The 12,714-nt window shown below is 59.6% G+C and carries 11 protein-coding genes and 2 tRNA genes; 4 read left to right on the plus strand and 9 right to left on the minus strand.

All coding sequences use genetic code 11. From position 1 onward, the window contains the following. Window positions 1-120: 120 nt before the first annotated feature. The 6 genes from EDE09_RS25000 to EDE09_RS25025 all read right to left on the minus strand — a co-directional run bounded on the left by EDE09_RS25000 (window position 121) and on the right by EDE09_RS25025 (window position 6,960). On the minus strand, window positions 121-1,353 hold the full coding sequence (locus tag EDE09_RS25000) for an OmpP1/FadL family transporter (RefSeq protein ID WP_112800223.1): 1,233 nt from the start codon (window positions 1,351-1,353) through the stop codon (window positions 121-123). Between the two features lie 351 nt (window positions 1,354-1,704). Then, on the minus strand, window positions 1,705-4,536 hold the full coding sequence (locus EDE09_RS25005; protein WP_112800221.1) for a valine--tRNA ligase: 2,832 nt from the start codon (window positions 4,534-4,536) through the stop codon (window positions 1,705-1,707). A gap of 119 nt (window positions 4,537-4,655) precedes the next feature. Continuing rightward, entirely contained in the window at window positions 4,656-5,474 is an 819-nt protein-coding gene (locus tag EDE09_RS25010) for a DUF2497 domain-containing protein (RefSeq protein WP_112800355.1), read from the minus strand. 249 nt (window positions 5,475-5,723) lie between these two features. After that, window positions 5,724-6,377 carry a protein-L-isoaspartate O-methyltransferase gene (locus EDE09_RS25015; protein WP_112800219.1) on the minus strand — a complete coding sequence of 218 codons (654 nt, stop codon included), beginning with the start codon at window positions 6,375-6,377 and terminating at the stop codon, window positions 5,724-5,726. 150 nt (window positions 6,378-6,527) lie between these two features. Next, the gene (locus EDE09_RS25020) at window positions 6,528-6,725 is read right to left on the minus strand and encodes a hypothetical protein (RefSeq protein WP_112800217.1); all 198 of its coding nucleotides are present in this window, start codon (window positions 6,723-6,725) and stop codon (window positions 6,528-6,530) included. A gap of 161 nt (window positions 6,726-6,886) precedes the next feature. Next, window positions 6,887-6,960 (minus strand) — tRNA-Cys (locus EDE09_RS25025). A 240-nt stretch (window positions 6,961-7,200) separates the two neighbouring features. Here EDE09_RS25025 and EDE09_RS25030 point away from each other — a divergent pair. Together EDE09_RS25030 and EDE09_RS28365 are read left to right on the plus strand one after the other, a co-directional pair. Continuing rightward, window positions 7,201-8,124, plus strand: a complete 924-nt coding sequence (locus EDE09_RS25030; protein ID WP_112800215.1) for a lytic transglycosylase domain-containing protein — start codon at window positions 7,201-7,203, stop codon at window positions 8,122-8,124. Window positions 8,125-8,236: 112 nt separating this feature from the next. Beyond that, on the plus strand, window positions 8,237-8,494 hold the full coding sequence (locus tag EDE09_RS28365) for a DUF982 domain-containing protein (RefSeq protein ID WP_157949122.1): 258 nt from the start codon (window positions 8,237-8,239) through the stop codon (window positions 8,492-8,494). Window positions 8,495-8,811: 317 nt separating this feature from the next. Here the strand turns inward: EDE09_RS28365 and EDE09_RS25040 are convergent, their stop codons facing one another. After that, on the minus strand, window positions 8,812-9,093 hold the full coding sequence (locus tag EDE09_RS25040) for a hypothetical protein (RefSeq protein ID WP_105374845.1): 282 nt from the start codon (window positions 9,091-9,093) through the stop codon (window positions 8,812-8,814). A 387-nt stretch (window positions 9,094-9,480) separates the two neighbouring features. On the opposite strand from EDE09_RS25040, the gene EDE09_RS25045 reads away from it, so the two are divergent. Continuing rightward, on the plus strand, window positions 9,481-10,122 hold the full coding sequence (locus tag EDE09_RS25045; RefSeq protein WP_112800213.1) for an exopolysaccharide biosynthesis protein: 642 nt from the start codon (window positions 9,481-9,483) through the stop codon (window positions 10,120-10,122). A 16-nt stretch (window positions 10,123-10,138) separates the two neighbouring features. On the opposite strand, the gene EDE09_RS25050 is transcribed toward EDE09_RS25045, so the two are convergent. Further along, window positions 10,139-10,390: a hypothetical protein gene (locus tag EDE09_RS25050; RefSeq protein WP_205839385.1), complete on the minus strand. Its 252-nt coding sequence runs from the start codon at window positions 10,388-10,390 to the stop codon at window positions 10,139-10,141. Window positions 10,391-10,579: 189 nt separating this feature from the next. Here EDE09_RS25050 and EDE09_RS25055 point away from each other — a divergent pair. Further along, window positions 10,580-10,654: transfer RNA gene (locus EDE09_RS25055), tRNA-Asn, on the plus strand. Between the two features lie 66 nt (window positions 10,655-10,720). Here the strand turns inward: EDE09_RS25055 and EDE09_RS25060 are convergent. Further along, window positions 10,721-12,658 (minus strand): sugar phosphate isomerase/epimerase and 4-hydroxyphenylpyruvate domain-containing protein, encoded by a 1,938-nt coding sequence (locus EDE09_RS25060; RefSeq protein WP_132413199.1) that lies wholly within the window; start codon window positions 12,656-12,658, stop codon window positions 10,721-10,723. Window positions 12,659-12,714: the final 56 nt, after the last annotated feature.

Raw genomic sequence — 12,714 nt, forward strand, 5'->3', positions numbered from 1 at the left:
TCGTCCCAAAAAAATGTTGCCAAATCGTCACAATCGGAACGACGACTTTATCTGTCGCAATTTGCGCGCGGCCACAAAAAAGCCCGGTCGCAACCGGGCTTTTTCTTGATGATGGAAAGATCAGAACTTGATCTTGAGGGAAGTCGACAGAGCCGCAACCAGATCGTCGTCGTACTCATAGGTCGCCCTGTGACCGGCCGGCGTTCCATCGATCACCGTGCCGCTGGAATCTCCCCCAGTCAGAATGCCGACCACACCACCAAGGCGAATCTCGACATTCTGATTTGGCGAATAGGCAACGCCTGCACCGAAGAGCCAGCTATCGGTCTGGGTGCCAAACTCCTGGGATGTCCCGCGATCCCAGGTAACGCTCAGAGCGCCGCTCCACTGATCGTTGAACTTATGGCCAATACCGCCGGTGACCGTCCAGCCGTCCCGATAACCGAGATCGAGAGACGTGATTTCGACCCCGCTGTTATAGAACGCAATACGCTGCAACTGGCTCCAATCGGTCCACTTGACCGAACCGAATGCGAGCCAACCGGGAGCGATACCGGATTGAACCTTCAATTCGAGAGCGTCCGGCATGGACGTCGATCCCTCTACCGGCAATATCAGGCCGCCGAGAGGGCTGACTATGGCAGGTACCTGAGTCAGGTCGACCGTGCCCGTGATTTCCTTCAATTTCACTTCGCTGTAGTACATAAGACTTGCGCGAAACGCATATTCCGGAATTTCATAGGCGAGGCCGGCGCGCCAACCCCATCCGTCCGCTTCAAGATCAAGACGACCGACGCCGCTAGCGGCAAAACCTATCAGTTCCGGAGCTACAAGCAGGCGCTCTTTAAAGCCATCCATCTGAAGGTAGTTGGCACCACCGATGACGCGAAGCTGTCCCGGGCCCACGTCAAAACGATAAGAGCAAGTCAGAGCATAGTTATCGCTGTTAACTTTCGTCTCGATGTTGTCGTAGGCACCCGCCCAGCGCGCACCAGGCTTCGTGTGGGCGCCATAGGGCTGCGAATAGTCGAACATGCAATCCAGGCCGTTATACCCAGCCTTTGCGCCGATCCGGGGCGACCAATAGTTTTCACTATCGTCGGCAGACGTCGAGTAGCCGAGCGTATTGAGGTTCGGCGCAGGGATCGGGAGAGTATTTGTATCGACTACGTTCTTCACCTTGCGCTGAGGCATGACGAAGGTAGCGCTCGACTCCACTGCGAACTGCGAAGGATCGAAAAGCAGGTCGATATTATAACCGCCCCGCTCAAGTCCTCCCGCTAGGGCCGTCGACTGCAGTCCGCAACCTGCGGCAACAACCAAGAGACCCCTCGATATTATTGTTCTTACCATAATTGCTCCCACTCCCTGGTAAGTGATCGGAATCACTCTAAATGTTTCCCTCTGATTGACAACTTTCAGCTGTCCTGAACCTTCCGGGGGTGGAAGGTCATGATTTACGTAAAAAACTGAGGAACCAGACCGAAGCGACTATATGTCGCAAAATTTTTCTGCCTTCTAGTAATACAGATCCAGAATATTAGAAATTTATTACTTTTCGGTTGGATTATGTGTCAATGTGGCAACATTGCGGCTTTCTCGAAAGCAAGCGGCTGCACATTTTTGCGACAGATTGACGAAGCCTGAAAAAGAAATGCCGCGCCTGTTTCGGCGCGGCATTTGCTCAAAGCGATGTGGGGCGAATCAGCCTGCTTCGGTGATTCTGAGAAGCGCCGTTTTCAGATTGGCCGTCTGCACCTCGAGTTCGGCGAAGCGTTCGCGTTCGGCTGCAACCACTTCGGGATCGGCATTGGCGACGAATTTCTCGTTCGCCAGTTTCTTGCCGATGCGATCCATTTCGTCGGCCGTCTTGCCTATGGCCTTCTCGATCCGCGCACGTTCGGCAGTCAGGTCGATCAGATTGCCGAGCGGCAGGCAGGCCGTAGCCTCTCCCACGACGATCTGAGCGGCCCCCTTGGGCGCAATATCCGCAAGGTCGATGCTTTCCACGCGAGCGAGACGGCGGATCGCAGCCTCGTGACGCTTGAGCCGCGTCTGGCTGGTCTCGTTGGCGCCCACGACGATCAGCGGAGCCACGGCCGAAGGCGGAACGTTCATCTCGGCGCGCGCCGAACGAAGGCCGGTCACGAGATCGATCAACCAGTTGATCTCTTCGGCCGCCGCCGTGTCGGAAAATTCTGGCGCCGGCCAATCGGCGTGGCAGAGCAGGCCATCGCGGGTATCGGTATGGGCCCAAAGCTCTTCCGTCATGAAGGGCATGAAAGGATGAAGGAGCTTATAGGTCTCTTCCAGAACATAGGCCGCGCAGGCCTGGGCTTCCGCTTTGGCCTTTTCGTCATCGCTCGCAAAGATCGGCTTCAGGAATTCGAGATACCAGTCGCAGACCTGGTTCCAGACGAAACGGTAGAGTGCGCCGGCCGCCTCGTTGAAGCGTTGGCTCTCGATCGCCTCGGTCGCGTCGCTGATCGTTGCGGAAAGCTCCGTGAGAATCCAGCGATTGATGGTGAGCGTCGTCGTCTCTGGAACGAATGCCGCATCGCCCTTGACGCCATTCATCTCGGCAAAGCGCGTGGCGTTCCAGAGTTTGGTGCCGAAGTTGCGATAGCCCGCAATACGCGCCGGATCGAGTTTGACGTCGCGGCCCTGAGCGGCCATGATCGCCAGCGTGAAGCGCAGGGCGTCCGCGCCATATTCATCGATCAGTTCCAGCGGGTCGATGACGTTGCCCTTGGATTTCGACATTTTCTGGCCGTTCTTGTCCCGCACCAGCGCGTGAACATAGACCGTATGGAATGGCTCGACCGGATTGCCCTCTTCATCCTTCATGAAATGAAGTCCCATCATCATCATGCGGGCGACCCAGAAGAAGATGATATCGAAGCCGGTGACGAGAACGCTGGTCGGGTAATATTTCTCAAGCTCAATCGTCTGATCCGGCCAGCCGAGGGTCGAGAACGGCCATAGGGCCGAGGAGAACCAGGTATCCAGCACATCTTCGTCGCGCGTCAGGATTTCGCCCGGCTTGAAGTTCTCGAGCTTATCCTGAACGAAGGCCTTCATCGGCCCCTCATGAGCAAGATAGTGCTGGATGGCCGCCTGTAGCGCCTCTTCTTCCGTCTTCTCGACGAAAACCTGGCCGTCCGGGCCATACCAGGCCGGGATCTGGTGTCCCCACCAGAGCTGGCGCGAGATGCACCAGGGCTGGATATTCTCCATCCATTCGAAATAGGTCTTTTCCCAGTTCTTCGGGACGAATTTGGTGCGGCCTTCGCGAACCGCAGCGATCGCCGGCTGAGCAAGCGTATGGGCATCCACATACCACTGCTCGGTCAGCCGGGGCTCGATCGGCACTCCGCCGCGGTCGCCATGCGGCACCATGTGCTTGTGCGGCTCGATCCTGTCGAGCAGGCCCGCTTCCTCAAAGATTTCGACGATGATCTTTCGCGCGGTAAAGCGGTCCTGGCCCTCGAGGCGATCCCAGGCGCCGTGAAGCGCAGCCGGATGATCGAGGCCTTCGAGGAAGTCCTCGTTTTCCTTGATGGCTATCGTGCCGTCGATGTTCATGATGTTGATGGCGCTGAGTCCCGCCCGCTTGCCGACTTCGAAGTCGTTGAAATCGTGGGCAGGCGTGATCTTCACCGCCCCCGTACCCGCGGACGGATCGGCATAGCCGTCGGCGACGATCGGGATGCGTCGACCGACGATCGGCAGAATGACATGCTTGCCGACGATCGCTCTGTAGCGCTCATCTTCCGGATTCACGGCAATGCCGGTATCGCCCAGCATGGTTTCGGGCCGCGTCGTCGCTACGACCAGGTAGTCGCGCGTCTCGTATTCGGTAGCCTTGCCGTCCTCATCGAAGGCGACCGGATACTGATAGGTGACGCCCGGCTCGAGCGGGTAGCGCAGATGCCAAAGATTGCCCTTGATCTCGACCTGTTCGACTTCGAGGTCGGAAATCGCGGTGAGCAATTTGGGGTCCCAATTGACGAGACGCTTGTCCTTGTAGATCAGGCCTTCCTTGTAGAGCGTCACGAAGACTTCAAGAACGGCTTCGGACAAACCTTCATCCATGGTGAAGCGTTCGCGCGACCAGTCGCAGGAGGCGCCGAGACGCTTCAGCTGATTGAAGATCAGGCCGCCGGACTCCGCCTTCCATTCCCAGACTTTCTCGACGAAAGCCTCGCGGCCCATTTCGCGTCGGCCGGGAAGCTGGCGCTCCATCAACTGCCGCTCGACGACCATCTGGGTGGCAATACCCGCATGGTCCATGCCCGGCTGCCACAGCACGTCCTTCCCGCGCATGCGCTCGAAGCGGACCATGATGTCCTGCAGCGTGTTGTTGAGCGCATGCCCCATATGCAACGAACCGGTCACATTCGGTGGCGGGATCACGATCGTGAAGGTGTCCGCCCCCGGTTTTGCGTTCGCCCCGGCGCGGAAGGCGTCCGCCTCGTCCCAGGCTTGCGCGATTTTCGGTTCTACGGCTGCGGAATCATAGGTCTTTTCGAGCATTTCCTGACCCGGTTCTGTTCTTTGAGAGGTATCGCGGTGTAAATAGGATGGGGTGTTCCAAGTCAATAAAAAAGCCGCCCCGTCACCGGAGCGGCAGCATCATCGGTCTCGGGTACGGATCAGCGGCGCGGGCCGCGGGCCACGCGTTCGATCTCCTCGCGCACGAGACGCTCGACCAATGTCGGCAGGTTGTCGTCCAGCCATTCCTGCAGCATCGGCCGCAGCATATCGCCTGCCATGTCTTCCAGCGAACGCCGTTCGATACCGTTGAAAACAGCCGCCAGTTCGCCGAAGGACTTTGCAACCTGGGCGCCTGCTTCGAGGGACAGCAGATTGGCCGTTTCCTCGATCTTGGCCGGCAGGCTCTGTGGTGCCGGCTTCGGCGCTTGCCGATCGGCAGCGTCAAGCCGCGTAGGGGCTGGCTGAGGCGGATCGAAAACGGGCATGACACGCTGAACCGGCTCGGGCTGAGTCGGCGCCGGTGTCGGGGCCGCTTGTGCCGCAGGCGCCGGTTCCGGACGCGGCCCGCGGAGTTCCGGCATGCGCGGCGTCAGAGGGCGAAGCGGAGCCTCCTCCTGACGAGCCTGCTGAGCGGGCGCTCCACCCGGCTCGGATATCGGAGCAACCCGTGCTGGGGCCGGCTCCGGCTGCCGGGAGGAGGCGGCGCGAACGCGGGCGGCGACATCGGCGAGCGACAGGGTGCGCTCCGGCTGGCTAATCGACGCAGGAACGTCAGCCGGCATGCCGCGGTCATTCGCGGCCACGTCCGGCGCAAAGCCCTCGTCTTCGGAGCCTTCCAGTTCGTCATCGCCATAAGTCTGGGGAAGCGGACGGGAGAGCGCGTTCTCGGCGGTCGGTTCATTGCTTTCAATGATCCGGCGGATCGAGGCCAAGATTTCCTCCATGGAGGGTTCACGCGCTACATTTGGCTGAGCCATTTTCATCCCCGCTGTTACCGGCAATCGATTCGCACCCGAATGCAAGGGTTTCGAATCGCGGTTAGCTTAAGGTGTTGGGGGGGCTGGAAACAATGACAAGTGCCCCAGGCGCTCTACCGATACACAGTTTTGTTGGGGATGTGAATCCCGTATGTCACACTCTTCTAAAACAGGCCAAATGAACCCTGCCCCAAACAGCAAAAGAGCCGCTTGCTCGGCTCTGCTTTCACGATGGAATTATCCGACCGATCAGAAGACGAATTCCTTCGCCTTGTGAAAGCCCGGCAGCGCTTTCACGGACGCGTTGAAATAGGAGCTTTCGGAGATCACACCTTGTTCTTTCACGAGAACCTTTGCCTGGGCTGCGTTCCCGTAACCGACGACGGCCACCAGACGCCCCCCGTCCCGGAGCTGGTCGAGAAGCGCGGGCGGCACCTCCTCGACGGCCCCGTTGACAAAGATCAGGTCATAGGGCGCTTCACTCGCATAGCCGTTCTGCAATTGCCCGGTCACCACCGCGACATTGTCATGGCCAAGCGACGACAGGGTCCGGGTTGCCTGTTCCGCCAGCGCCCCGTCGACCTCGATCGAGATTACCGACCCGGCCAGTTGCGACAGGATGGCGGTTGCATATCCGCTACCCGTACCCACTTCGAGTACGACATCGTTTTTGGTCACGGCTGCGAGCTGCAGAAGCTTGGCGAGCGGCGAAGCCTCCATCAGGTACCGTCCGGGCGCCACTTCGATGTCTGTATCGATATAAGCGAGAGACTTGGCCTTGGCGGGCACGAATGCTTCACGGGGGACGTTGTAAAACGCCCGCAGAACCGAATGCGACGTAACATCGGTGGTGCGGATCTGGTTCTCGACCATCTTCGTACGTGCTGCTTCGAAATCCATCATCTCAGTCGTCCCAAATCATCCGGCGCCAGGCGCGGTTCGTGTCCCGTCTTACTGACGGCGCGTTCCGCTTTCAAGACATTGCGGGTCTTCGAGGCAAAAAAGCGCAGGGGATTTCGGAACGCGGGGGAGCGCCGGCCGGAACGAGACGGGTCACGCGTAGGCGCGCGGCGCCTCGTCCAGACGGCGGACAACGACGTAGTCCCGGGTATAGGAGGTGCGCAGACCGTGATCCCTGTCGAAGGCAGATTGTTCGGCAGAGGTCAGCGGAAAGATGCCATCGGCGAAGGTACCCGTACCTTCGCCCTCATTGGCCGGCTGGCGATGGACGGTGATAAGTCTGGTGATCATGTCGCTTTCCCTCCGTTCGGCGCATAAAGCAATGAACAGGCCGTTCTGTTCCAAGCCTAGAGGGAGAAAGTTAAAAATTAACCATATTGCACCGCACACAAAACGGCATGGTAAATACTTGATCGAAAAGAAAGATCGGATTGTTGTGATTGTAAGGAGAATGGAGGCCTCGCCGAGAATCGAACTCGGGTGCAAGGATTTGCAGTCCTCTGCGTCACCACTCCGCCACGAGGCCGTCCGTACGCATAAAGAGCGAGTGGTGTCGGGCGTTTAGAACGAATCGAATGATGGCGCAAGCGGGTTCATGCCGAATGTCGCCGTTTTTTCATCGCTGATTGCGGTTCGCGTCCCGTTTCCCGCAACGCCTCGAAAATCAAGCGAAAGCAGCCCTGCGGATAAGTAGTTTCTCTTCATCCGTCCTTTTGGCATTATCGCCGCGCAGTCAACGTTGGACGGCGGTCCGCTGAGGTTGGTTATGAGCTCTCGGGTTCTGCGGAGCATCTGCGCATTGGCGCTGAGCGTGGTGCCGCTTCCGGGCTACGGCGATGCTGTGGCCGAGGAAGCAGCGGAGGACCGGTGCCTTTACGAACGAGGCGCGGAAGGCGGGGGGCCTCCTTTATGCATCCGCGCCAAAAGCTTCAATCATGACCTTTGCAAGGTCCTGGAGCATACGGCGGCGGACAGCAACCTACCACCCGAGTTCTTCGCGCGGCTTATCTGGCGCGAAAGCCTGTTCAGGCCCGGTGCCGTCAGCCATAAGGGCGCCGAGGGAATTGCCCAGTTCATGCCGGGAACCGCCAGGTTGCGCGGACTGCAGAACAGCTTCGACGCGATCGAGGCGCTGACGGCATCTTCCCGCTATCTCGACGACCTGCGGAACCGGTTCGGAAATCTCGGACTGGCGGCGGCGGCCTACAACGCAGGCGAAAGCGGACTGGAGACATTCCTGAAGCTTGGTCGCCTGCCGATCGAAACGCGCGACTATGTGTTTGCGATAACGGGATATCCCGTGGAGACCTGGAGAGATGCTCCTCCCGACAAGCCGGCCCCTCCCCTTGCGGCCGAAAAATCCTTCATGGACGGCTGCGTCACGCTCGCCGAGACGAGGAACCTCAATGAGCCGGTTCTGCTGAGTGGAGCCGACTGGGCGCCGTGGGGCGTGCAACTGTCCGCACATTATAATCCGCACGTCGCCAACCGGCTCTTCGCCAATGCAATAACGAGACTTCCACCCGCCCTCAGCGACGAACGTCCTCTCATCGTCCGGCAAAAAGGCGGAAATTTCGGCTCTCGCCCCCGCTATGCCGCGAGAATCGGAAAAGCGACCAGAGCCGAGGCAACCGACCTCTGCACGCGCGTCAGATCCGCGGGTGTCCCCTGCACGGTCTTCAAAAATTGATTACTTCGGACACCTCCTCCAGCATCAAATCACGTGCATCAAAATTTGCCGCCGTAGGGGAACCAATCCTCGCCTCGTGAGTTTTCGCGCCGCAATGCCAAGGTGTGGAATGATGAGTAAGGCAACAGAAGTCGATGAAGTTCTGTGGAGTGCTCCTGTCAGAGTGCGTATCGGATACGGATTTCCTGAAATGATACGAGGCCCCAGGGAAGCGCTTGATTATCTCAACTGGCGCTGGCCGATCCGGGAAGGCACGTATTACCTCCAGGCTCTCAAGGAATGCGCAGCCGGGCTGCAGCGAAAGATCCCTCTGGAAAAGGTTCGGGAAACCTTCGTCCTTGCGAGCATAGAGGCAAAAATGCTGAGCTGATCAGCGAGCCCCCAAAGCGATCCGCTTCGGCGGCAGCGATGAGTGCACGTGCCGAAAGGTTACGGATGTCTTGCGACGAAGCGGATGTTAACCATGGTTATCAAGAGCTTCTTTAAAGGTTTTGCTTAAATTCGGTGAGCGATGGCGATGTTGCCATCAATATCCTTATGAGAAGGATCGCCATGATGGCGATAAACAGTATGAAGCTCACTGTCTCCGACGCCGTAGCGGCGTGCGCGACCATAGCGTCGCTTGTCGGCATCATGTATGTCGGTCATCTCTTCATGACATTATTCTGATGCACCTGCCGGCGCCGATCACGCCGGCCAGTAGATGTCCGCGCGGAAGTCGGCGGGAATCTCGGCCAATCTGCCGATAGCTTCCGCTGCGTAGCCGATTTGCATTGCGAGGTAGCTGATCTCGCGCGGGATCGGGATTCCCGTGAGCTGCTCCCGGTTGCGCCACCTGTCGTAACCCGTTGCCCTGCGCCGCCTCTCGGCCTCCCGCAACACGTCGTCCCGCGTCGGCACCTCGTCAGCGGTCTCATAGGAAATCGGTGACGGGCCTGCGCCCATCCCGCCCTCGATCACTCGGAACATCTTCTTTGCCCCACGTCTTTTACACAGCGATTCCCAAGAGGATGCGCCGCTTTCGTTGCAAGAATCCTAAAGTAGCGAGGCGACTAAAAGGGTGTTAGAATTCTTATATTGCCCATTGGGAGATGTCGGGCGGACATGCGGTAGGAGGAGACCGACATGCAATATCTGGAATTCATGACAGCGCTTAATCCTGTCGTGGTGGCGATCCTTGCTGTCGTGCTGGCCTGCGGCGCCTATGACCACTGGATGGCTTCGAAGTAGAACGGCTGCCGCGACGAAACCCACGGCTCTCACCCTGCGATACCGCCTCTGCGGGTGCGCGGCCTTTGCTCACATGCCGAATGCTGCTATGCATCCGACCCGACGGAGACTGCGCGGAGCATCAGCTTGGACGGAAGCATCGAATTTGAGGACACCTCCACTTCTTTGAGCGGCACACTGCGGCAGCTCATCAACGGGATCAGGGGCCAGTCGGTTACACTGCGCGAACTGATGGATGCCGTGGGCGAACAGGGCCTTCTGCTCATCTGCGCCGTCGCCTCGCTGCCCTTCCTCATTCCTGTTTCGATTCCAGGCGTCAGCACCGTTTTTGGCGCAGCCATCATTCTGATCAGCCTGGCGATTACCGCAAACCGCTTGCCCTGGCTGCCGAAGAAGATCCTCGACCGTCAGCTCGACACGAAGAAGCTCGTGCCCGCCCTGGAAAAGGGCGTCAATATCGTTTCGCGGCTCGACCGTTTCCTGAAGCCGCGCCTCTCGGCGCTCACGACGGGCAGGTTCATGAACCGGCTGAACGGACTTGCGATCACCCTGGCCGGCATATTGCTGATGTTCCCGCTCGGCCTCATCCCGTTCTCGAACACGTTGCCGGGGATCGCGATCCTTCTCTTGTCCACCGGGATGATCCAGCGCGACGGCCTGATCGTGCTGGGCGGCTATCTCTTCAACGTGATCACGGTGATCTATTTCGGCGTACTCGCCTATGCGGCCTTCAGCGCCGGCCAGGGCTTGGCGTCGCTGCTGAGCTGATAAGAGCCCACCCGCTTCACCTGTCAGCCTTGCTGGCCTTTCGCCTCGCCCACCAGACGGCGATACGGCGACGCTTGCGCCGGACGATGGGCAGGTCGTGTGAGAGAACCAGAAAACCGAGCGGCAGCATCCAGAAGCCCAGCACCGGCAGAAAGCCGAGCGTTCCGCCGACGATCAGCGTCAGGCCGATGCCGACGCGGCCGATACGAGAGCGAGGCATCGGAATCTGCCAGCTGCCAAACGCCAGCTTGCCGCTCTGGGGGTCCATTCCGAATCTCGTCGACTTCCGCTCTTCAGTCACCAGAGCTCATTCTCCTTATTCCTTGAAGGCTGCTTTCCCGAGCAGATGGGGCTTAAACGGGGATAAAACAACCAAGTTCGATTTTTTTGCAAAAAGCGCTTGGCAAAACGGCAAAGCATTTGTATTACCCCGCTCACGCCGCCACCGAGCGGTTGATCCCTGGTAGCTCAGCGGTAGAGCATTCGACTGTTAATCGACAGGTCGCCGGTTCGAATCCGGCCCGGGGAGCCAGTTTCTGAACAAAAGCGCGCCAATGGCGCGCTTTTGTCGTTTTCGGCCCACCTTATCCACGGTGGCTCAGGCTTTCGGCATGCCCTCGGGTCGCATCTGTTTTTTGAGCGCTGCGATGCGGAAGATTGCGTTTGGGGCGCCGTAGCCTTTGTAGCCGCGCCGTTCGACGATTTCGAAGAAGAAGCCCTCGCCATAGGTCATGCTGTAGAGCTGGAAATATTCGCCGTTGTCGTCGCGGTCGTAGAGGATGTTGTCAGCCTTCAGCCTTTCGGTGAGCGCCGGGTCGAGCCCGAAGCGGGCCTCCACGTCGCCGTAATAGTTGGGCGAGATGGCAAGCGGCCGAAAGCCGTTCTGCTTGAGCGCCTCGGCGGTTTTGAAGATGTCGTCTGTGGAAAAAGCCAGATGCTGGATGCCGGAGCCGAATGTCTCGGCGATGAAATGGCCGGCGAGCGTGCGGCGGTTCTCCGCCCCGTTCAGGGTGATTCTCAGCGTGCCCGAGGCGTTTTCCACCACCTGGCTGCGCACCACGCCGGCCGGATCGATGATGTCGACCATCGGCGTCTTCTGCATCTCGAAGATCGCCGTGTAGAACAAAAGCCAGGTCGGCATTTCCTCGTAGGCGACCGTCTGGGCGATGTGGTCGACATGGGTAAGATGCGCCGGCACCACGGCCTCAGCCTCTGGCTCTGTCCCTGCCCCTGTTCTTGTCCCGGCCCCTGCCTCGTCGTCGACCGGGATAAAGTCGATCTCGGAAAAGCGGCCGAGTTCGCTTCTGTCGTCGAGCAGGTAGATCAGCCCGCCGCCGACGCCGCGGATCGCCGGGATCTCCACCTCGCCGGGGCCGACCGGCTGGATGAACGGTTCGGCGCCGAGCGCCATGGCGCGCGCAAGTGCTGCCTGCGCATCGTCGACGACAAGCGCCGTCGCATAGGCCGAGGTGCCATGCACCGCAAACGAGGCACCGGCAAATCCCCGGTCCTCGGTATTGACGAGAAGCCGGATGCCGCCTTGCTCAAACAGGCCGACCTTCTTCGTCCTGTGGACGCCGGTCCTTCGAAAGCCGAGCGTCTTCAGAATCGCAACGAGATCGGCAGCGTCCTTCTCGTCGGCGGAAAATTCCACGAAACCGACGCCCTCGACCCTTGCCCGGTCCGGCATCGCCGGCACCGGAAGGCTGGCCGCACCGGGGCTGCTGCGGCGCACCCGGTCGCCGAGATAGATCAGCGAGCGGTAGCCGTCGGCGGCAATCGCCCGGGCCTGTCCGCCGCGGAACTGGTCGTTGAAGATCTCCAGCGAGAAATAGCCGTCATAACCGGTTTCGGCGACGGCGGCGGTAAACTCCCTCACCGGAAGATCGCCCTCGCCCGGCATGTTGCGGAAATGTCTGGACCAGTAGAGCAGGTCCATGTCGATCAGCGGCGCATCGGCAAGCTGCACGATGAAGATCTTGTCCTTCGGGATCGAGCGGATCGAATTGATGTCGATCTTCTTCGACAGGGTGTGGAAACTGTCGAGGATGAGGCCGATATTTGGATGATCGGCGCGCCGGACGATCTCCCAGGCGTCGCGGTGGTCGCTGATATGCCGGCCCCAGGCGAGCGCCTCGTAGCCGACCTTCAGGCCGCGGGCGGCCGCTCGCTCGCCGAGCTCGTGGAAATCGGCTGCCGCCCGCTCGATGCCGCCAAGCGACACCGGCGAGACATTCGAGCAGACCAAGAGAAGATCGGTGCCGAGCTCCTGCATGACGTCGAACTTGCGCTCGGCCCGGTCGAAGGTGCGCCCCCGCAGCGGCTCCGGCATGCCCTCGAAATCGCGGAACGGCTGGAACAGGGTGATCGTCAGCCCATAATCGCGAACCATCTTCCCGACATCCGCAGGCGACCCGTCAAACGCCAGAAAGTCGTTCTCGAAGATCTCAACCCCGTCAAACCCGGCTCTCGCAATCGCCTCAAGCTTCTCAGGCAACTCACCGCTGATCGATACCGTCGCTATCGAGGTCTTCATCGCTCGCCACTCCTCCAAATCCATCCGCCATGCCACGCAGCCGCTGCAATAGGCCT

Origin of the sequence: Neorhizobium sp. S3-V5DH (genome assembly GCF_004343065.1) — a bacterium.
GTDB lineage: Bacteria > Pseudomonadota > Alphaproteobacteria > Rhizobiales > Rhizobiaceae > Neorhizobium > Neorhizobium huautlense.